Origin of the sequence: Roseburia hominis, assembly GCA_040702975.1 — a bacterium.
Taxonomy (GTDB): Bacteria; Bacillota; Clostridia; order Lachnospirales; family Lachnospiraceae; genus Allocoprococcus; species Allocoprococcus hominis_A.
Window position 1 is genome coordinate 2,506,767 of sequence record CP159990.1, and the last position, 23,452, is coordinate 2,530,218.

The following is a 23,452-nucleotide window of genomic DNA, read 5'->3' on the forward strand; positions in this document are numbered from 1 at the left end:
AAGATGAAAAATGGAGACGTTAGTTATGGATGGAAGAATCGTCATAGACGGAAATTCGGTATATGAGATCGACGAGGCATGTTTGATTAAAAAGAAGAAAGAACAGAAGACTGTTTCCCAGAAACCTATTGAAAAAGGCGAGAACGAGGCGCCGAAAAAGAGTGAGAGCCTTTAAAGCCCTCACTCTTTTGGATTGCCAAGCATACCTGAGTGAAGGTCCAGTGGACCTTCATCTCGGTTGCCTAGCATGCCTAAGTGAACGTCCAGTGGACGTTCATCTCGGTTGCCAAGCATACCTGAAATAAGGTCCAGTGGACCTTATTTTGGTTAAGATTTTTTTATCCTAGCATCCGCAACCGCAGCCGTCGCCGCGTCCACCGAAGCCTCCGCCACAACCATTTCCGCAGCCACCACAGAAGATGAGGAGAAGGATAATCCACAGACAACTGTCGTTTCCGCAGCCACATCCGTCACCACGTCCGCCGAAACCGCCGCCGCAGCCGCCACAGCAAACAAGAAGAATGATGATCCACAGGCAGGAAGACATTCCACCGCCGCATCCATAGTTATTTGCTACGTTTTCGCATCCGCATCCACAGTTTGTTGCACTTAAATCACTCATGTTAAATTGCCTCCAATTAGGTTTCTTTACACTTCATCATATGTGGCAGGGCTTGACAGTGTTTCTACATTTTTACAAAAAAATGTGAAAATGTAGAAACACTTTTTTATGCCGATAGGTTCTCTGAACTACAGGTTTGTTCCCTACATATAATAATGCAAGGGATACCAGTAATTATTTTTTGATTCGAATGGAATTTTCAGGAGGTATTATGGATAGAGTAAGAAAGTTAATCGGCATGGAGGAAGCTAAGCGCTATCATTTGACCGGGCAGGGCATCACGGCCGCCGTCCTTGATACCGGAATCAGCCCGCACCCGGATCTTGTACCGCGCATCATAGGCTGGAAGGACTGCGTAAATGGGAAGGAATTCATTTATGACGACTGCGGGCATGGGACCCATGTCACGGGAATCCTCGCCGGCGACGGACGATGCCGCCAGGGCCTCTATGCGGGGATAGCACCCAGGGCCATGCTGGTATGTGTCAAGGTGTTGAACCAAAGGGGTGGGGGCAGGATCGATGATGTCATAAGAGGAATCCGCTATGTATTGAGTCAAAAGGACCGAATGCATATCCGAATCGTCAATATTTCCATCGGTACTCTGCCGCATCCGGAAAATGAAAAAGAGCAGCAGCTTCTCGTCTGGGTCGAGCGTTTATGGGACGCGGGAATCGTGGTCGTGACAGCAGCGGGAAATCTGGGGCCAAACAGTGGCAGCGTGACTTTGCCGGGAATCAGCAAAAAGGTGATCACCGTCGGGTCCTGCGACCTGCCGCTGAACACGAAAAATCAAAAACGGCCATTACTTTATTCCGGCTGCGGCCCCACAGCCGACTGCGTGAAGAAACCGGATATCTCCGCGCCGGGAAATGCGGTATCCTCCTGCAATTTCCGCTATCCCAGGCGCTCCGTCCAGCCATATATACGAAAAAACGGCACTTCTATGTCCACCCCGATGGCAGCCGGGGCGGTGGCACTTCTGTTAGAAAAATATCCCGACATGAGTAATGTGGAGGTAAAGCTCAGACTGTGGGATTGCTGCACGGATGTGGGCGCGCCGGAAAATCTCCAGGGGCACGGCCGGATTCATGTCGGGAGGCTTTTAAAAGATTAACGATAATTTTGAACTTGTAAAGAAAAAATACTTGACACCCACCCGGGAATGTTATATGATAACTCAGGTGAGAAAAATGGATGAGATATTAAAACAGACACTTTTATATGATTTCTACGGCGAGCTTTTGACGGAACACCAAAAAGCAGTTTACGAGCAGGCTGTTCTGGAAGACTTCTCTTTAAGCGAAGTGGCTGCCCAGGAGGGAATCAGCCGTCAGGGCGTACATGACCTGATTAAGCGTTGCAACAGATCGCTGGAGAGTTATGAAGAGAAGCTTCACCTGGTGGAACGTTTTATGTCTGTAAAGCAGAAAGTTCATGAGATGGATGAACTGCTCACCCACTATGAGGAGCATGACAGTAAGGAACTTGTCGCAAGACTTAAGACGATTTCCGGTGAGATAATAGAGGAGTTATAATATGGCATTTGACAGCTTGACCGAGAAACTTCAGAACGTATTTAAGAACCTGCGCAGTAAAGGGCGCCTTACGGAAGAGGATGTAAAAACCGCTCTTCGCGAAGTCAAGATGGCTCTTCTGGAGGCAGATGTTAACTTTAAGGTCGTCAAAAAATTCATCAAAGACGTGCAGGAGCGCGCGGTCGGCCAGGACGTTATGAACGGACTGAATCCCGGCCAGATGGTCATTAAGATTGTGAATGAAGAGATGGTAAGCCTGATGGGAAGCGAGACTACAGAGATAAAGCTCCAGCCGGGCAGTGCCAAGACGGTAATCCTGATGGCCGGTCTGCAGGGTGCCGGTAAAACGACCAGCACAGCAAAACTGGCAGGCAAGTACAAATTAAAAGGCAAAAAACCTCTTCTGGTCGCCTGTGACGTCTATCGTCCTGCAGCAATCAAGCAGTTACAAATCAACGGTGAGAAACAGGGCGTGGAGGTATTCTCCATGGGCGAGAACCAAAGGCCCGCCAACATAGCAAAAGCAGCCCTGGAACATGCCGCGAAGAATGGCAACAACATTATTATTCTGGATACGGCAGGCCGTCTGCATGTAGATGAAGAGATGATGGCAGAGCTTCAGGAGATCAAAGAGGCCGTGGAAGTTCACCAGAGCATTCTGGTCGTAGATGCTATGACCGGACAGGATGCCGTAAATGTAGCAGATAGTTTTAATCAGAAGATAGGAATAGACGGAGTGATCCTTACCAAGCTGGACGGTGATACCAGAGGCGGTGCGGCGCTTTCCATCAAAGCAGTCACCGGCTGCCCGATCCTCTATGTCGGTATGGGAGAGAAGCTCTCAGATCTGGAGCAGTTCTATCCGGATCGTATGGCTTCCCGTATCCTGGGAATGGGCGATGTCCTCAGCCTGATCGAGAAGGCAGGCGCCGAGATTGATGAGGATCAGGCCAAAAAGATGACGGAAAAGCTCAAGAAGGCACAGTTCGACTTTGACGATTATCTGGAAAGTATGAAGCAGATGCGTAAGATGGGCGGTTTCGGAAGTATCATGAGTATGCTTCCCAGCCTTGGCGGTATGGGAGGACGCGGCAAGATGCCGGAGATCGATTCCGATGAAGCTGAGAAGAAGATGGCACGCGTGGAGGCGATTATTTATTCCATGACTCCCGCAGAACGAAGGAATCCGGATCTTTTGAACCCGTCCCGCAAGCACAGAATCGCGAAGGGGGCAGGAGTCGATATCGCAGAAGTGAACCGGACCGTCAAGCAGTTCGACCAGATGCGCAAGATGATGAAACAGTTCCCCGGCATGATGGGAGGACGCGGCGGCAAAAAGGGACGTATGAAGCTCCCGTTCTAACTTCCGGGCATGCCTAATGGACAGTTCATGCGGACACATTTGGCATACAGTTAATACGGAGGCAAGGGGAATACGATGTGGCATTGCCCTGATTTTTAAATAAGATATATACGCATAACATGCGATATATAAATAAATTAAGTATATAGAATAAATGAATGATTCAGGAGGTACACTAAAATGGCAGTTAAAATCAGATTAAAAAGAATGGGACAGAAGAAGGCTCCTTTCTATCGTATCGTTGTAGCAGACGGACGCGCTCCGAGAGATGGAAAATTCATCGAAGAGATCGGTACTTATGATCCGACCCGTGATCCGAGCGTATTCAAGGTAGACGAAGAAGCAGCAAAGAGATGGTTACAGAATGGTGCACAGCCGACAGAAACAGTTGGAAAGATCTTTAAGGCAGCTGGCATTGAAAAATAATATTCATTGCGGAGGTGCAGGTGATGAAAAATTTAGTTGAAGTTATCACAAAAGCACTGGTTGACAATCCAGAGGGTGTTGTGGTTACAGAAAAACAGGAAGGTAAGACCACTGTAATCGAAGTACATGTGTCGGATAATGACATGGGAAAGGTAATCGGCAAACAGGGTCGTATTGCAAAAGCAATCCGTTCTGTTGTAAAGGCTGCGGCAGCAAAAGAGGACAAGAAGGTCGTAGTTGAGATTATGCAATAGCAGAGAGAAAAGGCGCAGGTAATTTTGTTTATCTGCGTTTTCTTTTACCGCAGTTGCCAGGCATGCTTGAAATAAGGTTCAGTGGACCTTATGTTGGTTGCCATGCATATTTGAGTGAAGGTCCGATAGCCCTTCATCTCAAAGGCAAAAACAAGGTTAATTGATTACAGCAAAATATGGGAGAATAAGATGATAAATAGCGAGTATTTACAGGTGGGAGTCATCACCTCCACACATGGAATCAAAGGGGAAGTAAAGGTGTTTCCGACCACCGACGATCCGACACGGTTTGATGATTTAAAGCAGGTGATCCTGGATACCGGACGGGCACAGCTTCCACTTGAAATCGAACATGTGAAGTATTTCAAACAATATGTGATCCTGAAATTCAAAGGGATCAATGACATTAATGATATTGAAAAATACCGTAAGATGCCTCTTTTCGTTTCACGCGAGGATGCGGTTGAACTGGAAGAGGATGAATATTTCGTGGCGGACATGCTGGGACTAACCGTCTATACGGAGGACGGCAAAGAGTTTGGCGTCTTAAAGGATATTATGGAGACCGGGGCAAATGATGTCTATGTGGTAGACAGCAAGGAACACGGCGAAGTGCTTCTTCCGGCAATCCACGAGTGTATTCTGGACGTGGATCTTGAGAAACGCAGGATGACTGTCCACATCATGAACGGTCTTATATAGAGAGGTTGGAAGAATGAAATTTCATATTATGACATTATTTCCGGATATGATCATGAATGGACTGGGTACCAGTATCATCGGGCGTGCGGTGGAAAAAGGTATATTGGAGATCAAAGCATGGAATATCCGGGACTATGCGTTCAACAAGCATCAGAGCGTAGATGATTATCCGTATGGGGGCGGCGCCGGTATGCTGATGCAGGCAGAGCCGGTCTATCAGACCTGGAAGGCGATTTGCGAGGATTCCGGTATATTAGAACCCCCGGGCGGTGCAGCGCCGGAGGAAAATGAGGTAACCCTGGCAGGTAGAAAAACTCCACGGGTCGTATATCTGTCCCCGCAGGGCAGACCATTTAGTCAGGCCATGGCAGAAGAATTCGCAAAAGAAGAGGAGCTTATCTTGCTCTGCGGCCATTATGAGGGGATTGATGAGCGTGTTTTGGAAGAGATCGTGACCGATTACGTCTCAGCCGGAGACTATGTGCTTACCGGAGGCGAGCTCCCCGCTATGATGATAGTAGACGCGATCAGCCGTCTGATTCCGGGAGTCCTGCACAACGATGTGTCCGCAGAGTTTGAAAGTTTTCAGGATCATCTACTGGAATATCCACAGTATTCCAGACCAGAGATCTGGCACGACAGGCAGGTACCGCCAATCCTTCTTTCCGGCCATCACGCTAACGTGGAAAAATGGAGAAGAGAGCAATCCGTGATCCGTACAGCCAAATGGCGGCCGGACCTTCTTGAACATGCCGAACTTACAAAAAAAGAGCAGGAACTGGTCAGGCAGACGATTGAGGAGCAGGAAGAAGCCAGTGGTGAAAAACTGCAAAAATCCTAAGAAATCGCTTGCAAAAAAGATAAGTATGTGCTAAAATATCTCATGTTGTGAGAAAAAAAGAGATGGTCCTCTGGTACAGAAGGTATTAAGAACGTCAAAATATGAAGGAGGTCACACACATGAACGATATCATCAAAAATATCGAAGCAGCACAGTTAAAAGAGAATGCTCCCCAGTTTAACGTTGGTGACACCGTAAAGGTTTACGGAAAGATCAAAGAGGGTAACCGCGAGAGAATTCAGGTGTTCGAAGGAACAGTTTTGAAGAAACAGGGCGGTGGAGCAAGAGAAACATTTACAGTAAGAAAGAATTCTAACGGTATCGGTGTTGAGAAGACATGGCCGCTGCACTCTCCGAACGTAGAGAAAGTAGAAGTTGTCCGCAGAGGTAAAGTAAGACGTGCGAAACTGAACTACTTAAGAGAACGCGTAGGCAAGAGAGCAAAAGTAAAAGAATTAGTAAAATAGTAAATGCTTATGAGGGACAAATACGAAAAGGTACTTGTCCCTTTCTTAATTATACGATATGATGATACCAGAGTTTGTGAAAAACAGAGGTGGAGTATGCACAGAGATTTAAAATTCGGCAAAGAGACGAAGAGGAGGATGGACCTGGAGTGGGTGCCCAAAGCCCTCCTTTGGATACTTCAGATTGCAATCGTCTGTCTGTTTGCTTTTGTGTTTGTATGGTATTTCGGCCAGAGGGTAAGTAATATCGGCGATTCCATGAGTCCGGTGCTGAAAAATGGTGACGTGGTACTGGTCAACCGTATCATTTACGACGCCAGTATGCCTAAAAGAGGAGATATCATCGTTTTCAAACCTAATGGAAATGAGAATCTTCATTCCTATGTCAAGCGTATCATCGGTCTTCCCGGCGAAACGGTGCAGATCAGGGAAGGCGAGATTTACATAAATGGTAAGAAATTAAAGGAAGACTACAAGACTTCCGAAATCACAGATCCTGGACTTGCCGTGGAGGAGATTACACTGGAGGGAGATGAATTCTTCGTGCTGGGAGACAATCGGGAAAGCAGCGGCGACAGCCGGATCGCGGATATCGGCAATGTAAAACGCTCTGAGATTGAGGGAAAGGCATGGTTCATCATTGCCCCCGGCAAACATTTTGGATTCATTTCCATGAAAGAGTAGTTATTTATTTCACAGGAAAATGTGTCCTGCGAAACGAACATCGCCCGACGCAGGAGTCTTTAAAAAATGATAAGCAGAGGAGCAACCATATTATGAATTTTCAATGGTATCCTGGTCATATGACGAAAGCACGCCGCATGATGCAGGAGAATATAAAATTAATCGATCTAATGATCGAACTGGTAGATGCCAGGATTCCGCAAAGCAGCCGGAACCCCGACATCGATGAGTTGGGGAAGAACAAAGCACGACTGATCCTCCTGAACAAGTCAGACCTGGCCGACGACAGATGTACTGAGGAATGGATGCAGTATTTTAAAGGAAAGAATTATCACGTTGTAAAGGTGAACTCCCGCAGCGGTGCGGGAATCAAATCAATCCAGGGCGTGATTCAGGAGGCTTGTAAGGAAAAGCTAGAGCGCGACCGGAAACGGGGAATCCTAAACCGCCCGGTACGTGCCATGGTGGTGGGAATCCCCAATGTAGGGAAGTCCACCTTTATCAATTCACTTGCCGGAAAAGCGTGTGCCAAGACAGGTAACAAACCGGGCGTCACCAAAGGAAAACAATGGATACGGCTCAATAAGAATGTGGAGCTTCTTGATACCCCCGGGATTCTCTGGCCCAAGTTCGAAGACCAGGAGGTGGGACTTCGTCTGGCTCTGATTGGCGCCATTAAAGATGATATCATGAACCTGGAAGAATTAGCTTTAGAACTTATTACATTTTTAAAAGCTGCGTATCCGGGAGTTCTTGCCTCCAAATATAACATCCAGGAAGCAGAAGATCCCTACGCCTGTCTCCTGGCTATTACTGAAAGCCGTAAATGCCTTGGAAGCGGCGGCGTACCGGATACCGGAAAGGCGGCGTCCCTTCTCATGGACGATTTCCGCGGCGGGAAAATAGGCAGGATCACACTGGAATTTGTAAAGGAGTAGAAAGTGATGGCAACAAAGGCAGCAAAACAGGAACAGACAGAAGAGAAACGAGAGCCGAAAAAGGAGCAGAATGTGTTGGTAGAACTTGGCGGGTGGGCCATTTATTTCCTGATCGTCATTGGCATGACCTGGCTGATCATCACTTTTGTAGGGCAGCGAACGAAGGTGGACGGTCATTCGATGGAGCCTACCCTTCAGGACGGCGACAACCTGATCGTGGACAAGATTTCCTATCGTCTGCGCGCCCCGCGGCGGTACGAGATCATTGTTTTCCCCTATCAGCATGCGGAAAATGTATACTATATCAAACGAATCATCGGAATGCCCGGCGAGACGATTCAGATTATCGACGGAAGCGTCTACATAGACGGTGAACTTCTGGCCGATGAAATCTATGGGGCGGAACCGATTAAAAATGCCATGACAGCGGCTGAGCCTATTACTCTGGGAGAAGATGAATATTTTGTTATGGGTGATAACCGAAATCACAGTTCGGACAGCCGGGATCCCAGCGTCGGGGTGCTGCATCGGGACCAGCTGATCGGAAGAGCATGGGTCAGGATTTATCCATTTAACAAAATCGGAATGATCCAGCATAAGTAAACGTAGAATTTGTAAGGATAGGATAAGAAGGATAAGACACATGACAGCAAAAAAAAATATCCGCCAGATAGAGGAGGAACTGAAAAACGCCGGTTCCAAACAGGCAGAGCTTCTTGCTCTTTATGAGACAGATGAGCGAAGCGGCGTACAGAAACTGATTGCAAAATATCGCCGCGCGGAAGAAAAATTACAGGCAGAACTGACGCGGCTTAAGCAAATGTGGAACTATGAGCACAAATATCCCGACGCCGCCTATATCTGCGGGATTGACGAGGCCGGAAGAGGCCCTCTGGCCGGACCGGTTGTGGCAGGCGCAGTGATTCTTCCCAGAGACTGCGAGATTCTCTATTTGAATGATTCAAAACAGCTTTCGGCAAAGCAGCGGGATGCCCTCTACGATGAGATCATGGAGAAGGCGCTCTACGTAGGCGTCGGCATGGCAGGGCCTGGCCGGATTGATGAGATCAACATCCTGCAGGCTACCTACGAGGCTATGAGGGCAGCGATCCAGAACCTGGGCGTGCGCCCGGATATCTTACTCAATGACGCTGTGACCATACCGGGAGTCGATATCCCCCAGGAGGCCATCATCAAAGGCGACGCTAAAAGCGTCTCCATTGCGGCGGCAAGCATCATTGCCAAGGTGACCAGGGACCGCCTTATGATCGAATACGACAAGGTTCTTCCACAGTACGGTTTTGCCGGTCATAAGGGCTATGGCTCAGCAAAACACATTGAAGCGATCCGTGAATTTGGACCCACGCCGATTCACCGGAAAACATTTATCACTCACTTTATCTAAAGAAAGGACGATTCTATGGCAGGAAACCGCAGGGCAGCCGGGACACACTACGAACAGCTTGCCGGAGAATTTTTGGAAAAACAGGGCTATCGGATTCTTGCATATAACTATCGATGCCGCTACGCTGAGATTGATATTGTGGCCATGGAAGGGGAAACTCTGGTCTTCTGCGAGGTCAAATATCGCAAAGGCGATGAGAGCGGACATGCGCTGGAGGCTGTTGACTCAAAAAAGCAGCGTAGATTATGGTACGCAGCGCTAAACTATCTGTCCGCAAAACAGCTCACCGACATTCCCTGCCGTTTTGACGTACTTGGCATTACAGGAACAACATTTACCCTTGTAAAAGATGCATTTCAATACACAGGAGGTTCATAATGAATCATAGATTACAATATAAGGGGGAGACAAAGGTCTATCAGGAAGTAGGTTTTGACTCTGCAAATGACCCCGTCCCCTTTTTGAAATTTCCACTTTTGGAGAAAACAGGCGTTGTAAATCACGGGATTTCCACACGTCTGGGAGGAGTCAGCACGGGATATCTATCCTCCATGAACCTAAGCTACACACGGGGCGACGATCCTGAAAACGTTCTGGAGAATTATAGGCGTATGGCGGATGCTATTGGCGTTAAGGTGGAGCAGATGGTCGCCACGCACCAGACCCACACCACGAATGTACGGCTCGTTACGCGCGAGGATGCCGGCAAAGGCGTCATACGCGAAAAAGATTATACGGATGTGGACGGACTTATGACCAACGTGCCAGGGATCTGTCTGGTAACCTTCTACGCAGACTGCGTTCCTTTGTTCTTTGTGGACCCCGTCCGGCGTGTGATCGCTTCCAGCCACTCCGGCTGGCGGGGAACTGTAGGGAAAATGGGGCGTGTCACCATCGAGAAGATGAGGGAGACATACGGTTGTTGCCCTGAAGATATCTATGCTGCGATCGGACCATCAATCTGTCAGGACTGTTATGAGGTCAGTGAGGATGTGATCGATCAGTTCAAACAAGCATTTCCAAAGGAAGTGTGGTCGCGCCTGTTTTATTCCAAGGAGAACGGAAAGTATCAGCTAGACCTCTGGAAGGCAAACGAACAGGTTCTTCTGGACGCCGGAATCCTCCCCACACATCTGACCGTAAATAATGTATGCACCTGCTGTAATCCTGATCTCTTGTTCTCCCACAGAGCTTCTCAGGGAAAACGAGGAAATCTGGCGGCCTTTCTGGCACTAAAGGAGGAGAACGAATGATCTTAGAAAATTTACATTGCGCCATCGGCATAGCTGCGGCAGATCTCGTGGAGGAGACACTGCAGGAAAGTGTGCAGGAGACGGTCTCTACGGTAGATGAATTGAGTAAATATTTCCGCGAAAAACTTCCCGGCATCCTGAATTTCAGCATCAAAGTGCTATTGGCCCTTTTCCTTTTCTGGCTGGGACATAAACTGATCAACTGGATTCGCAAATTAATCCGAGCTTCAATGGAAAGGGCCGGATCGGACACCGGTGTCAGACAGTTTGTAGATTCCTTTGCAAAGTTCGGACTTCATATCATCCTGCTCCTGATCATCGGGAACTGGGTGGGAGTAGAATCCACCTCCGTGGCCGCCCTTGTAGCCTCAGCCGGCGTTGGCGTCAGTCTTGCCCTGCAGGGAAGCTTGTCGAACCTGGCAGGCGGAATGTTGATCCTGACCCTGAAGCCCTTTGTCGTGGGAGACTACATTATTGAAGATACGCATAAAAACGAAGGCACCGTAAAAGAGATTCAGATTTTCTACACAAAACTTGCCACCGTGGATAACCGTACCATCGTGATTCCCAACGGAATACTGGCAAACAGCAGCCTCACCAATGTGACGGATAAAGATTTCCGCCAGTTGGATTTGCGGGTAGGCATTTCCTACGAATCGGATCTCAGACTTGCCAAGGATATCCTGCGCGATATTCTGAAAAACGATCCCTGCGTTGAAAAGGAAATGGATCATAACGTTTTCGTAGACAGCCTGGCAGAAAGCTGCGTAAGCCTCGGAGTGAGGGCATGGGTAAAGACGGGAGACTACTGGCCGACACGCTGGCGCATGCTGGAAGAGATCAAACTGATCTTTGACGAGAAAGGTATCGTAATCCCGTATAACCAAATGACCGTCCACGTAAAACAGGAGGCTTTGAGCGAAATGCAGTAGCTTCACTAAAGAGACAAGTCTCAGACATACACTGCAGTTATATTTTGGCGCCCTGCACACAGAAAAAGGAGCACAAATGGAACACACGAAGTATTATGTTGTAAAAAAGAAAGCCCTTCCGGAGGTACTTCTCAAGGTGGTGGAGACGAAACGCCTGCTCGCCTCCAACCGGGGCATGAGTATCCAGGAGGCAACAGAGCTCACCGGGATCAGCCGAAGCTCCTTCTATAAATACAAAGAAGATATTTTTCCCTTCCACGAGAACGAAAAGGGTCAGACAGTGACCATGGTGATCCTGCTGGATGATACCCCGGGAGTCATGGCAGAGCTTTTGAAGAAAATCTCAGAATATAAGGCGAATATCCTGACGATCCACCAGAGTATCCCACTAAATGGAGTGGCCACCCTGACCATCAGTGTGGAGGTCTTAGCGGCAACGGGGAACATGTCCCAACTGGTGGAGGATCTGGAAAAAAACCTGGGTGTCCATACACTTGAAATCGTCGGAAGAGAATAAATTTGTTAAAATTGCACATAGGCATTTGTTAAAAACAGACAGAAATCCCTGTCTGTTTTTATACGTTTTGCTTAAAAATGCTTTTTACAGAAAGACATTTGTATGTGTGCGTAGTACAAAAACATTTGCATGTAGAATGTTCGTCTATCACGGAAAAAGGATTGAAAAAATCCCCTCCTGTTCGTATAATAAAGATAAGAAAAGCAGTGTAACACTGGCGGAAAGTGGGAGGTAAAATAAGATGAACGACAATATGATGTGGGCGCTTGTCAAGGAAAAAGCAGCGCCCGGACTCTGGATGAAGCGTGTACCGATTCCGGAAGTCGGACCGAATGATGTCAAAATCAAAATTCACAAAAATGCAATCTGCGGAACAGACGTGCATATTTACCAGTGGAATGATTGGGCACAGCACACCATTCCGATCGGTCTGACTGCCGGCCACGAATACGTGGGAGAAGTCGTAGAAGTCGGCACGGGCGTACAGGGATTCAAACCTGGTGATCTGGTATCCGGCGAAGGACATATCACCTGCGGGAAATGCCGAAACTGTCTGGAAGGACACAAAGAGAACTGTAAAGACGCCAAGGGCGTCGGCGTGAACCGAAACGGTGCATTTGCCGAATATCTGGTGATTCCGTCCTCCAACGTATGGCCCTGTAATCCGTCCATTCCGGAAGAACTCTATGCGATTTTTGATCCATTTGGAAACGCGACACATACCGCGCTTTCCTATGATATGCTGGGAGAAGACGTGCTGATCACCGGCGCCGGCCCGATTGGGATCATGGCGGCGGCTATCGCAAAATTCTCCGGTGCGAGACATGTGGTCATTACCGATATGAACACCTATCGTCTGGATTTGGCAAAGAAGTTGGGAGCGACCAGAACCGTAGATTTAAGAGAAGAGAAGCTGGAAGATGTCATGAAGGACATCGGAATGACGGAAGGCTTCGATATCGGGCTTGAGATGTCAGGCAGCCAGCCGGGTCTCTCCGATATGATACACAACATGAAACATGGCGGCAAGATCGCGCTTCTCGGTCTGCAGAGACGCGACGCGCAGGTCGATCTTGAGACGGTGATCTTCAACGGATTGAATATCCGGGGCATTTACGGCAGAAAGGTATGGGATACCTGGTATAAGATGTCTACCATGATACAGGCAGGACTTGATATTTCCCCGATCATCACACATCATTTTGATATCCGGGACTACGAAAAAGGGTTCGAGGCAATGATTTCCGGACAATCCGGAAAAGTTATTCTGGACTGGGCGCATATCAACGATTAAGAAGGAGTGAAAGAACATGGCACGTAAAGACGATATTTTAAGCATTTATACAAAAGAAGTAGAAGATATTAAACAGGCAGGACTGTTCAAGGGAGAAGCGCCTTTTGTCTCTCCGCAGGGAGCAAAGGTGATCATGGAAGACGGCAGAGAATTGCTCTGTATGTGCGCGAACAACTACCTGGGACTTGGCGATAATCCGAGACTGATCGAGGCAGCAAAAAAGACCTATGATGAGAAAGGCTATGGCGTTGCATCTGTACGTTTCATCTGCGGAACACAGGATATTCATAAGCAGCTGGAGCAGAAGATCTCCAGCTTTCTCGGAACTGATGACACGATCCTGTATTCCTCATGCTTCGATGCAAACGGCGGTCTGTTCGAGACCATTTTGACCGATCAGGATGCGGTAATCAGTGACGAACTGAATCACGCCTCCATCATCGATGGCGTCCGCCTCTGCAAAGCAAAACGATATCGCTATAAGAATAATAACATGGAAGATCTGGAAGCACAGTTAAAAGCTGCCGATGAGGCCGGAGCAAGAATCAAGCTGATTGCAACAGACGGCGTTTTCTCCATGGATGGGATTATCTGCAACCTAAAAGGAGTCTGCGACCTTGCAGACCAGTATCACGCACTCGTTATGGTAGATGACAGCCATGCGGTCGGCTTTGTAGGAGCGCATGGACGTGGAACTGCAGAGTACTGCGGCGTGGAAGGACGTGTCGATATCATCACGGGAACTCTCGGCAAAGCCCTGGGCGGAGCTTCCGGCGGATATACTTCCGGAAGAAAAGAGATCATCGATCTGCTCCGTCAGAGAAGCCGTCCGTACCTGTTCTCCAACTCCCTGGCCCCGGCTATCGCAGGTGCCAGCATCGAGATGTTCAATATGCTCGAAGAGAGCACCGCGCTTCGCGACCATCTGGAGGAAGTGACCGCATATTATCGTCAGAAGCTGGTGGAGAATGGTTTTGATATCATTCCGGGAACCCACCCCTGCGTACCGGTGATGCTTTACGATGAGCGTCTTGCTGGAGAGTACGCGAAGAAAATGATGGAAAAAGGTGTTTATGTCGTTGCCTTTTCTTATCCGGTCGTTCCGAAGGGAAAAGCAAGAATCCGTACACAGGTATGTGCAAGCCACACCAAGGAAGATATCGATTTCATCGTAAAATGCTTTATTGAGACACGGGAAGAGATTGGACGTTAGTCCTCGTCAAAGATAAGCCCTCCGGAAAGGTCCGGTGCATATCTGTTTTGGGTATGTACCGGGCCTTCCATTTTTATTTATGTATTTCAAAAGAAACACGAACCTGGGTAAAGCGGGATTGACAAATATATCACAAAAAAGTATAATCAAACAAAAGTCAGGGGGGAAAAACCAGATGAGAGTAATTGCAGGAAAAGCCAGGAGACTTCAGCTTAAGACCATAGAAGGGATGGATACCCGTCCCACCACAGACCGCATAAAAGAGACACTGTTCAACATGATCGCGCATGGACTTGCAGATGCCTCATTTCTGGATCTGTTTGCCGGAAGCGGCGCCATCGGAATTGAGGCGCTCAGCCGGGGAGCCGGGAGCGCTGTCTTTGTGGAGAAGAATCCCCGCGCGGCAAACTGCATACGCGAGAACCTGAAATTTACCCGACTGGAGGAGAATGCCGAGGTCCTGGTGACGGACGTTCTGACCGCCATCGCCTCCCTGGAGGGACGGCGAACGTTCGACTATATTTTTATGGACCCTCCGTATGACCACCTTCTGGAAAAGCAGGTACTTGCGGCTCTTGCATCTTCCTCTCTGTTAGCCAAAGACGCCCTGATCATCGTGGAAGCCTCTCTTGAGACGGATTTTTCCTATCTGGAAGAGATGGGCTACTCCCTGATCAAATGCAAAGAATACAAAACAAATGCTCATATATTTGCAGAACGAAAGGAACAAGAATCATGATAAAAGCAATTTACCCCGGAAGTTTTGACCCGGTTACATACGGTCATCTGGATATCATCACCAGATCCAGTAAGATCGTCGACGAACTTGTCATCGGTGTATTGCGCAATAATGCAAAAATGCCGTTGTTTTCTGTTGAAGAACGTGTTAAAATGTTAGAGGAAGTGACGAAAGAACTACCCAACGTGAAAATCGTGCCGTTTGACGGACTGCTGGTCCAGTTTGCGAGGGAGATAGACGCGAGACTGGTGATCCGCGGGCTGCGTGCAATTACCGACTTTGAATATGAACTACAGATGGCGCAGACCAACCACAAACTAGAGGCAGGCGTTGAGACTATGTTTTTGACCACCAATCTAAAATATTCTTACCTGAGTTCTACTATTGTCAAAGAAGTCGCGGCTTTTGGCGGAGACATTTCTCAATTTGTTCCCGAGGCTGTGGCATGTAGAGTCAAAGAAAAAATGTCACGTTAAGATGTGGCAAGAAGGAGAGTGTAAATTATGAGCAGCCGTATTGAGCAAATTATTGAAGAAATTGAAGAGTACATCGACAGTTGTAAATTCCAGCCTCTGTCCACGACTAAGATCATCGTGAACAAGGACCAGATGGACGAACTGTTAAGAGAACTCCGCATGAAGACACCTGACGAGATCAAACGTTACCAGAAGATCATCGCGAACAAGGACGCCATTCTTGCCGACGCACAGGCAAAGGCAGAGAGTATGATTGCAGAAGCACAGGTTCACACCAACGAGCTTGTAAGCGAGCATGAGATCATGCAGCAGGCATATTCCCAGGCGAATGAGATCGTGATGGCTGCCACTGAGCAGGCACAGCAGATTCTGGATAACGCGACCAATGACGCCAACGATATCCGCATCGGCGCTATGCAGTATACGGATGATCTTATGGCGAATGCGGAGAACATCATCGGCCATACGCTGGATATGTACACGACCAAATACGACGGACTTTTGAATTCCCTTCAGGAATGCTATGATATGGTCCGCAATAACCGGGCAGAGCTGGAGATTCCGGATAAATCTTCCCGTGGATTGGAAGCAGAATTCGGCGGGGATGCTTCCGAAATGGAATAAGTACGATTTCAGGAAAGATATATATAAATAAGTGCAAGCAGGCTGGACACCATCGCGGTGCCCAGCTTTTCTAATGTATAGGCAGCAAGGCTGAGCTTATGCCGCTGTACCATGCATTGCGTCTGAAACACGGCGCAGAACCCTCCAAAGGAAACAAGCGCCAGGGTCAGGCTGTACCGCATTGGAAAAGAAAGGGAGGCCCCGCAAAGCGTCTGAATCCCACTTGTGATTTCCAGGGAGGGAAGGCAAAGCATTTCCCAGAAAAAACCGCTAAGCGGCAAAAGGCGGCAAAGCTCAAGGACGATGGAAAATACGATGATATAACCGCCGACCTTCATGATACTCTCACAGGCGCTCATGATGCTGTAGTCCAGGGCAGAAGCGAAAGTACGTGGCTGCTGGGAATGCTCAGAGGCCTCCTGCCCGGAGATCTGAGATCTGTCGAAACGCTCCTCTCGCCGGTTTTTCTCCTGTTTGCAAAGCGTTTGTTCTCGCCGGCTTTCCTTATGTTTGCAAAGCATTTGCTCCCGTCGGCTGCAACCTTTCTGGCGAAAAACCGTCAAATGATTTGCCCGCCGGGATCCTCGCACAGACCAGATTCTCCGAAACAAAAAACTAAGGAGAACAGGAGAGAACCAGACGATGATAAGCGAAGGAATCCCAAGCCGTGGTTCATGAAGATTCTGGCAGGCCAGATAACTGATCACGAACATAGGGCTTGTGTTGTTGCAAAAGGACAGGAGATAATTTCCCTCTCTCTTACTGATGTAGCCGTTGTCCAGCAAATCGGAGATCAGTTTGGCCCCGACGGGATATCCGCAGAGAAAGCCTCCTAATATTGCAAAGGAAGAGACCCTGGATACCCTAAAAATGGGGCACAGTACCGGAGCTATAATGCGGGAAATCCCTTCCATGGCACGCGTCTGTACCAAAAGGGACGTAATCACAAGAAAAGGGAACAGAGTAGGGAGGACCGTCTGGAACCAGAGCAGCAGCCCGCTTGCGGCCCCCGCAAAGCAGGCATTCGGGAAACGCAGCATCAACAGAAAAAAAGTACAAAGTCCTCCGATCAGAGCAAATCGTTTCATAATCTCTCCTAAAAATAAGTCTCTAGAAAAATGTATGGGATAAGCCGCTGAAATATGTTTTCTATTTCTGTTTTTGAATATTCTGGCTGCCGCCGGAATAAATTGAAAGAAATAAACGGTTAACAAAAAAGGAGAGTCTTTCGTGGCTGAAGTATTTTATGAACGAGATGAACGTCCACTGGACGATCACTTAGGTATACTTGGCAATAAAAACAGGCAAAAATCCTCTTCGTACCGCTATCGTTTTAGATATCATTTTAGACACCGTTCTCATGTTCCATTTCACTTTCCTGGTATTCCAAAGATTTTAAAGTTTCCTAAGCCCCCAAAATTTTCAAAGCCTCCTGGTCCCCAAAAACTTCCCAAGCTCTCAAAGCCTCCTTATTTTCTCCTCCTGTCCCTGTTTACGGCTGCCTTCTTTATTGTAGTCGGGGCGGATTATGCGTCTTCTTTGGGAAGGAAGAATCTCCTGAATGACCAGACGCTTTTTTCTAATGAATTCCGCCGTCATCGTTTGTCGGAAAAGGAGATTACGGAGCTGAGAGAGTTTCCCACGGAAAAGCGAGGCGAAGCGGCCGGCCTTTATATTCTGGATCACTGGAATGGCCGCAAGGTCAAAAGAAATGCGGTTCCTTTTTCTTCATCATCTCTGTTTGCCGGAAATACCAAACAAATGTGGAAGGATCGTCCTGCCTGGGAGAGCTTCCAGAAGGCGTGTGAGGCCATCTGGAATGATGTCGTCTATTTCCCGGTGCCGGTCTCAGACACCCATAAAGACTATACCGTAAGCTACGTGGATTCCTGGCTGTCCCAGCGCACCTTCGGCGGTAAACGGGGGCATGAGGGGACGGATCTGATGGCTTCCGAGGATCGCCCCGGCCTTTATCCGGTCGTGAGCATGACAGACGGGACCGTCGCCTCCAAGGGCTGGCTTCCGAAGGGAGGATACCGTCTTGGGATTCTGTCTCCCTCTGGCGGATATTTTTACTATGCACACCTGGATTCCTATGCTGCGCTTGAGGAGGGCGATACCGTTTCCGCCGGTGATATTCTGGGATTTATGGGGGACAGCGGCTACGGACCGGAAGGGACGACGGGAATGTTCGCCACACATTTACATGTAGGAATTTATATCTATCCAGAGGAGAAAGAGACGAGCGTCAATCCCTATTGGATTTTGCGGATGATCGAAGAGAAAAAACTTTCCTGTTCCTTCTAACTATGGTATACTTTAAAGATATGGAGGAAAGATTATGAATTTACCGCTTGCTTTTGAAGAAAAGATGTCGCGTCTTTTAGGCGATGAATTTGAAGAGTATATCCGCTGCTATGAAGAGCCGCGTTATTATGGGCTTCGCGTGAACACGGCGAAGATCTCACCGGAAGAGTTCCTTGTGATAAGCCCCTTTAAGCTGACCCCGATCCCGTGGATTAAAAATGGATTCTATTACGACGGGGAGCAGGTTTCTCCTGCAAAGCACCCCTATTATTTTGCAGGACTTTACTATCTCCAGGAGCCGAGCGCCATGACGCCGGCAAGCCGTCTTCCTATATCGGAAAATGACCGGGTACTCGATGTATGTGCAGCTCCCGGCGGGAAGGCGACCGAATTAGGGGCACGCCTCAAAGGCACGGGGCTACTTGCCGCCAACGATATCAGCAGCTCCCGGGCGAAGGGACTTCTGAAGAACCTGGAAGTCTTCGGGATTTCCAATATGCTGGTGCTAAGCGAGGAGCCGGGCGACCTGATTCCTTATTTTCGGGAATATTTTGACAAGATCCTGATTGATGCACCGTGCTCCGGTGAGGGCATGTTCCGAAAGGATAAGAAGATGATAAAAGCATGGGAGGAGCATGGTCCGTCCTTCTTTGCAAAATTGCAGAGAAGCATCATCACGCAGGCAGCACAGATGCTGCGGCCGGGTGGAATGATCCTTTACTCCACCTGTACCTTTGACCCTGAGGAGAATGAAGGCACGATTCAGTACCTTCTTGATGAATATCCGGAATTTGAAGTGCTTCCGATAGAAGGCTATGAGGGATTTGCTCCCGGCATTCCGGAGAGTATCCCTGGCGGGTCGAAGGAACTTTGCCATACCGTAAGAATCTTCCCGCACCGCATGAAAGGGGAGGGACATTTCCTGGCGCTTCTAAAAAAGAAGGACGAAGGAACCCATTTTTCGCCGGAAAATCCCACCCAAATTTCCCGCAAAGGCGTAGGTCCAAAACCCAAAAAGGTTCCCGACGAGTTGGCGGAATTTTGGAAGAACGTATCCTGGGAACTTAACGCTTCCCGCCTGGATATCCACGGAGAGCGTGTCTATTATATGCCGGAAGGACTGCCGGAGCTGAAGGGAATCCGTTTTTTGCGTACCGGACTTTTGCTCGGTGAATTAAAGAAAAAACGGTTTGAACCAAGCCAGGCATTTGCCATGGCGCTTAAGAAAGAAGAGTACGCGTGCACATTGGACCTTCGCGCTGACGATGAGAGGCTTGCGCGTTATCTGAAGGGCGAGACCATCGAGGTATCTGATCTGGCGGGCGATATAGCTGCCGGATGGCATCTGGTCTGTGTGGACGGATATCCTCTGGGCTGGGGCAAGCTCTCCGGCGGCACTCTTAAGAACAAATATCTTCCGGGCTGGAGGAATCAATCGGCATGATGCGTTTAGATAAATACCTGGCCGATATGGGGCTGGGAACAAGAAGCGAACTGAAAAAAGCGATTCGGGGCGGCCGCGTTATCGTAGGTGAGACTCCGGCTGTAAGACCGGAGATGAAGATTGACGAGACACATGACACGGTCCGGTTCGACGGAAAAGAGATCACATACCGGAGATTGGAATATTGGATGTTGCACAAGCCTGCCGGCGTCCTGTCCGCCACGAAAGACCCGAAGCAGCCCACCGTTCTGGACCTGTTAGGTCCGAACAGACGGAAGGATCTCTTCCCCGTCGGGCGGCTGGACAAGGATACGGAGGGGCTGCTCCTCATCACCAATGACGGGGAAATGGCCCACCGCCTGCTCTCCCCGGCAAAGCACGTTAATAAGACTTATTACGCCAGAATCGATCAGGAAGTGGGCGAGGCGGCGATTGAGGCATTTCGGGCCGGAATCGATATCGGTGACGACACTTTGACCATGCCTGCAGAATTGATGGTCCTGGATAGACAGGCCCTAAGTGAAAGCCCATTTAACCTTCCTCTCGGCAGTGTAAAGGGAAATACATTCTGTGACCCTTTGCTTATTGCCAGGGAAAATACCAGGAACAATCCCCAGGCCGCTTCGTGCAGGGAGGTTTTAGTCACAATCCAGGAGGGCCGTTATCACCAGATTAAACGGATGTTTGAGGCCCTGGGAATGCAGGTGCTGTATTTAAAACGCCTGTCCATGGGCAACCTGGTATTGGATGCGCACCTGGAAAAAGGCCAGGCCCGTCTATTGACTGAAGAGGAGTTAGACAGATTATGCTAGATCAGATTGATGCGGTTCTGTTCGATCTGGACGGAACCATGGTGGACTCAATGGGAGTCTGGGTAGAGATAGATGAGGAATATGTACGGAACTACCACCTCACAGTACCGGAAAATTTCCATGAGAACATGGAAGGAAAAAGCTATACCGAGACCGCAGAATATTTTCTCGAAGTGTTTCCGGAACTTCCTAAGACGGTCGAGGATCTAAAGAGAGAATGGTATGAGATGTCATTCTACAAATATACACATGAAATCCCGCTCAAAGAGGGACTCCGTGAATTCTTAATTGAACTGAAAAAACGGGATATCCATACAGGAATCGCTACCAGCAACGACAGAAAGCTGGTGGAGGCGGCGCTTGAGGCGCTGGAAATCGACAACTATATCGACATCATTTGCACGGGCTGCGAAGTCAAAAAAGGAAAACCTGCGCCGGACGTTTATCTGAATGCCGCCGCCAAATTAAAGGCGGATCCGTCCCGATGTCTGGTATTTGAAGATGTCCCTATGGGAATCCTTGCAGGAAAGAATGCCGGAATGAAGGTTTGTGCAGTGGACGATTGGTTTTCCCGTCCGCAGGATACGAAGAAACGAAATCTGGCAGATTACTATATCCGGGATTATTTTGAAATATTAAATCATACATTTGAGGTATTATAGATGAGTCAGGAATTTTTACCGATCACCAGAGAAGAGATGCTCTCGCGGGGCTGGGAGCAGGTGGATTTTGTCTATGTCTGCGGGGACGCCTATGTGGATCACCCGTCATTTGGACATGCCATCATCACCCGCCTTTTGGAAGCGCACGGCTTTAGGGTAGGCATGATCAGCCAGCCCGACTGGAAGAAAAAAGAGAGTGTCTGCGTATTCGGCGAGCCTCGTCTGGGATTTTTGGTATCCTCCGGCAATATGGACTCCATGGTCAACCATTACACGGTCTCCAAGAAGAGGAGACACCAGGATTCCTACACTCCCGGCGGAGTCATGGGAAAACGCCCGGACTACGCAGCAGTGGTCTATGGGAATCTGATCCGGCAGACCTACAAAAAGACGCCGATCATCCTGGGCGGAATCGAGGCAAGCCTTCGGAGACTGGCCCATTATGATTACTGGTCGGATTCTCTGAAACGTTCGATCCTTCTGGATTCCGGTGCAGATCTGATCTCCTACGGTATGGGCGAGCGTTCCATTATTGAGATCGCGGAAGCGCTTGACGCGGGGATCGAGGTCCAGGATCTGACCTATATTGACGGGACCGTCTGTAAAGTGAAGAATCTGGACAGCGTATATGACGCCGTGATGCTGGAATCCTATGAGGAACTGAAACGTGATAAGCTCTGCTATGCACGAAGCTTTTATAAACAATATCAAAATACAGACCCATTTTCCGGGAAGCGGCTGGTGGAGCCCTACTCAGAGCATCTGTATGTCGTACAGAATCCTCCCGCAAAGCCTTTAAGCCAGCAGGAGATGGACGATGTCTATGCACTTCCTTATCAGAGAACGTATCACCCTTCCTACCGGGCACTTGGCGGAATTCCTGCCATCGAGGAGGTACGGTTCAGCCTGATCAGCAACCGGGGCTGTTTTGGAGGATGCAGTTTCTGTGCCCTGACCTTCCACCAGGGAAGGATTATTCAGACCAGAAGCCACGAATCTCTGCTAGAAGAAGCCAGGGGCTTTCTGACGGAACCGGATTTTAAAGGCTATATCCATGATGTAGGCGGTCCCACGGCCAATTTCCGTGCACCGGCCTGCAAAAAACAGTTGACGCATGGGGCCTGCCCCGGCAAGCAGTGCCTGTTCCCCGAACCCTGCCGGAACCTGGAGGCAAATCACAAAGACTATCTGTCCCTCCTTCAAAAGCTCAGAAAGCTTCCCGGTGTCAAAAAGGTGTTTATCCGCTCGGGAATCCGCTTCGACTATCTGCTGGCGGATCAGGACGACACTTTTTTCAGAGAGCTCTGCAAATATCATGTCAGCGGCCAGCTTAAAGTGGCACCGGAGCATGTGGCGGACCCGGTCCTTCAGATGATGGGGAAGCCAAAACACGCTATATATCAGAAATTTGCACAGAAATATAAACGGATCAATGAATCCCTGAACCTGAAACAATATCTGGTGCCGTACCTGATGTCTTCCCACCCGGGAAGCACCATGAAGGAGGCAGTAAAGCTGGCGGAGTACCTGCGGGATCTGGGATACATGCCGGAGCAGGTACAGGATTTTTATCCGACGCCGTCCACGATCTCGACCTGCATGTACTATACCGGGGTGGACCCGCGGACCATGAAACCGGTATATGTTCCGAAGAATCCGCATGAGAAGGCCATGCAGAGGGCGCTGATCCAGTACCGGAACCCGCAGAACTATGACCTGGTCATGGAAGCCCTTAAAATAGCAGGAAGAATGGATCTGGTCGGATTTGGCGAGAAATGCCTGATCCGCCCGCGAAAACTCTCCAGGGAGAAAGCGGTGCAGGAAAAGCGGGAGACCTCAGGCCATACCAAAAAGAAATCGATTCGTAATGTGCATCAGGCAAAACGGCCCGGGGACGGCCGCCCCGGTGCCCATAACAATAAAAAGAAATAAAAGAAAT

29 protein-coding genes are annotated in these 23,452 nt (G+C 48.9%); 27 read left to right on the plus strand and 2 right to left on the minus strand.

Annotated elements, in window-relative coordinates; all coding sequences use genetic code 11:
* The first annotated feature begins 25 nt into the window (after window positions 1-25).
* Window positions 26-175, plus strand: a complete 150-nt coding sequence (locus ABXS75_11555) for a hypothetical protein (protein XCP83712.1) — start codon at window positions 26-28, stop codon at window positions 173-175.
* Between the two features lie 168 nt (window positions 176-343).
* Here the strand turns inward: ABXS75_11555 and ABXS75_11560 are convergent, their stop codons facing one another.
* The gene (locus ABXS75_11560) at window positions 344-622 is read right to left on the minus strand and encodes a chorion class high-cysteine HCB protein 13 (protein XCP83713.1); all 279 of its coding nucleotides are present in this window, start codon (window positions 620-622) and stop codon (window positions 344-346) included.
* A gap of 211 nt (window positions 623-833) precedes the next feature.
* Here ABXS75_11560 and ABXS75_11565 point away from each other — a divergent pair, with 211 nt between their 5' ends.
* The 21 genes from ABXS75_11565 (at window position 834) to ABXS75_11665 (ending at window position 16,288) form a co-directional block, all read left to right on the plus strand.
* Complete coding sequence (locus ABXS75_11565) at window positions 834-1,739, plus strand: S8 family peptidase (protein XCP83714.1); 906 nt, start codon at window positions 834-836, stop codon at window positions 1,737-1,739.
* 76 nt (window positions 1,740-1,815) lie between these two features.
* Window positions 1,816-2,160, plus strand: coding sequence for a YlxM family DNA-binding protein (gene ylxM, locus ABXS75_11570; GenBank protein XCP83715.1), 345 nt, complete (start codon window positions 1,816-1,818; stop codon window positions 2,158-2,160).
* A 1-nt stretch (window position 2,161) separates the two neighbouring features.
* The gene (gene ffh, locus ABXS75_11575) at window positions 2,162-3,523 is read left to right on the plus strand and encodes a signal recognition particle protein (GenBank protein ID XCP83716.1); all 1,362 of its coding nucleotides are present in this window, start codon (window positions 2,162-2,164) and stop codon (window positions 3,521-3,523) included.
* A 180-nt stretch (window positions 3,524-3,703) separates the two neighbouring features.
* Entirely contained in the window at window positions 3,704-3,949 is a 246-nt protein-coding gene (rpsP, locus tag ABXS75_11580; GenBank protein ID XCP83717.1) for a 30S ribosomal protein S16, read from the plus strand.
* Between the two features lie 23 nt (window positions 3,950-3,972).
* Entirely contained in the window at window positions 3,973-4,203 is a 231-nt protein-coding gene (locus ABXS75_11585; GenBank protein ID XCP83718.1) for a KH domain-containing protein, read from the plus strand.
* A 189-nt stretch (window positions 4,204-4,392) separates the two neighbouring features.
* A complete protein-coding gene (rimM, locus tag ABXS75_11590; GenBank protein ID XCP83719.1) occupies window positions 4,393-4,905 on the plus strand; it encodes a ribosome maturation factor RimM in 513 nt (170 codons plus the stop codon).
* A 13-nt stretch (window positions 4,906-4,918) separates the two neighbouring features.
* Window positions 4,919-5,746 (plus strand): tRNA (guanosine(37)-N1)-methyltransferase TrmD, encoded by an 828-nt coding sequence (trmD, locus tag ABXS75_11595; protein XCP83720.1) that lies wholly within the window; start codon window positions 4,919-4,921, stop codon window positions 5,744-5,746.
* A 119-nt stretch (window positions 5,747-5,865) separates the two neighbouring features.
* Window positions 5,866-6,213, plus strand: coding sequence for a 50S ribosomal protein L19 (gene rplS / locus ABXS75_11600; protein XCP83721.1), 348 nt, complete (start codon window positions 5,866-5,868; stop codon window positions 6,211-6,213).
* A gap of 96 nt (window positions 6,214-6,309) precedes the next feature.
* Window positions 6,310-6,897, plus strand: coding sequence for a signal peptidase I (lepB, locus tag ABXS75_11605; GenBank protein XCP83722.1), 588 nt, complete (start codon window positions 6,310-6,312; stop codon window positions 6,895-6,897).
* A gap of 92 nt (window positions 6,898-6,989) precedes the next feature.
* Window positions 6,990-7,835, plus strand: coding sequence for a ribosome biogenesis GTPase YlqF (gene ylqF / locus ABXS75_11610; protein ID XCP83723.1), 846 nt, complete (start codon window positions 6,990-6,992; stop codon window positions 7,833-7,835).
* A 6-nt stretch (window positions 7,836-7,841) separates the two neighbouring features.
* Window positions 7,842-8,438 carry a signal peptidase I gene (gene lepB / locus ABXS75_11615; GenBank protein XCP83724.1) on the plus strand — a complete coding sequence of 199 codons (597 nt, stop codon included), beginning with the start codon at window positions 7,842-7,844 and terminating at the stop codon, window positions 8,436-8,438.
* A 40-nt stretch (window positions 8,439-8,478) separates the two neighbouring features.
* The gene (locus ABXS75_11620; protein ID XCP83725.1) at window positions 8,479-9,240 is read left to right on the plus strand and encodes a ribonuclease HII; all 762 of its coding nucleotides are present in this window, start codon (window positions 8,479-8,481) and stop codon (window positions 9,238-9,240) included.
* A gap of 15 nt (window positions 9,241-9,255) precedes the next feature.
* On the plus strand, window positions 9,256-9,618 hold the full coding sequence (locus ABXS75_11625) for a YraN family protein (protein ID XCP83726.1): 363 nt from the start codon (window positions 9,256-9,258) through the stop codon (window positions 9,616-9,618).
* Window positions 9,618-10,493 (plus strand): peptidoglycan editing factor PgeF, encoded by an 876-nt coding sequence (pgeF, locus tag ABXS75_11630; protein XCP83727.1) that lies wholly within the window; start codon window positions 9,618-9,620, stop codon window positions 10,491-10,493. The genes ABXS75_11625 and pgeF overlap by 1 nt, the downstream gene beginning before the upstream one ends.
* On the plus strand, window positions 10,490-11,425 hold the full coding sequence (locus tag ABXS75_11635; protein XCP83728.1) for a mechanosensitive ion channel domain-containing protein: 936 nt from the start codon (window positions 10,490-10,492) through the stop codon (window positions 11,423-11,425). Before pgeF ends, ABXS75_11635 begins: the two co-directional genes overlap by 4 nt.
* Window positions 11,426-11,501: 76 nt before the next feature.
* On the plus strand, window positions 11,502-11,942 hold the full coding sequence (locus ABXS75_11640; GenBank protein ID XCP83729.1) for an ACT domain-containing protein: 441 nt from the start codon (window positions 11,502-11,504) through the stop codon (window positions 11,940-11,942).
* A gap of 241 nt (window positions 11,943-12,183) precedes the next feature.
* Complete coding sequence (tdh, locus tag ABXS75_11645; protein XCP83730.1) at window positions 12,184-13,236, plus strand: L-threonine 3-dehydrogenase; 1,053 nt, start codon at window positions 12,184-12,186, stop codon at window positions 13,234-13,236.
* 16 nt (window positions 13,237-13,252) lie between these two features.
* Entirely contained in the window at window positions 13,253-14,449 is a 1,197-nt protein-coding gene (locus ABXS75_11650; GenBank protein ID XCP83731.1) for a glycine C-acetyltransferase, read from the plus strand.
* 175 nt (window positions 14,450-14,624) lie between these two features.
* Window positions 14,625-15,188 carry a 16S rRNA (guanine(966)-N(2))-methyltransferase RsmD gene (gene rsmD / locus ABXS75_11655; protein XCP83732.1) on the plus strand — a complete coding sequence of 188 codons (564 nt, stop codon included), beginning with the start codon at window positions 14,625-14,627 and terminating at the stop codon, window positions 15,186-15,188.
* Window positions 15,185-15,664 carry a pantetheine-phosphate adenylyltransferase gene (coaD, locus tag ABXS75_11660; protein ID XCP83733.1) on the plus strand — a complete coding sequence of 160 codons (480 nt, stop codon included), beginning with the start codon at window positions 15,185-15,187 and terminating at the stop codon, window positions 15,662-15,664. The genes rsmD and coaD overlap by 4 nt, the downstream gene beginning before the upstream one ends.
* A gap of 27 nt (window positions 15,665-15,691) precedes the next feature.
* On the plus strand, window positions 15,692-16,288 hold the full coding sequence (locus tag ABXS75_11665) for an ATPase (GenBank protein ID XCP83734.1): 597 nt from the start codon (window positions 15,692-15,694) through the stop codon (window positions 16,286-16,288).
* 8 nt (window positions 16,289-16,296) lie between these two features.
* Here the strand turns inward: ABXS75_11665 and ABXS75_11670 are convergent, their stop codons facing one another.
* On the minus strand, window positions 16,297-17,376 hold the full coding sequence (locus tag ABXS75_11670) for a nucleoside recognition domain-containing protein (protein ID XCP83735.1): 1,080 nt from the start codon (window positions 17,374-17,376) through the stop codon (window positions 16,297-16,299).
* A 451-nt stretch (window positions 17,377-17,827) separates the two neighbouring features.
* Here ABXS75_11670 and ABXS75_11675 point away from each other — a divergent pair, with 451 nt between their 5' ends.
* From ABXS75_11675 to ABXS75_11695, 5 genes are read left to right on the plus strand one after another with little or no spacing between them, the layout of a single operon-like run.
* Window positions 17,828-18,595 (plus strand): M23 family metallopeptidase, encoded by a 768-nt coding sequence (locus ABXS75_11675; protein XCP83736.1) that lies wholly within the window; start codon window positions 17,828-17,830, stop codon window positions 18,593-18,595.
* 34 nt (window positions 18,596-18,629) lie between these two features.
* Window positions 18,630-20,039 (plus strand): RsmF rRNA methyltransferase first C-terminal domain-containing protein, encoded by a 1,410-nt coding sequence (locus tag ABXS75_11680; protein XCP83737.1) that lies wholly within the window; start codon window positions 18,630-18,632, stop codon window positions 20,037-20,039.
* Window positions 20,036-20,851, plus strand: a complete 816-nt coding sequence (locus tag ABXS75_11685) for a pseudouridine synthase (GenBank protein ID XCP83738.1) — start codon at window positions 20,036-20,038, stop codon at window positions 20,849-20,851. Before ABXS75_11680 ends, ABXS75_11685 begins: the two co-directional genes overlap by 4 nt.
* Window positions 20,845-21,513: an HAD family phosphatase gene (locus ABXS75_11690; protein XCP83739.1), complete on the plus strand. Its 669-nt coding sequence runs from the start codon at window positions 20,845-20,847 to the stop codon at window positions 21,511-21,513. The genes ABXS75_11685 and ABXS75_11690 overlap by 7 nt, the downstream gene beginning before the upstream one ends.
* Window positions 21,514-23,445, plus strand: a complete 1,932-nt coding sequence (locus ABXS75_11695; GenBank protein ID XCP83740.1) for a YgiQ family radical SAM protein — start codon at window positions 21,514-21,516, stop codon at window positions 23,443-23,445.
* Window positions 23,446-23,452 lie beyond the last annotated feature (7 nt).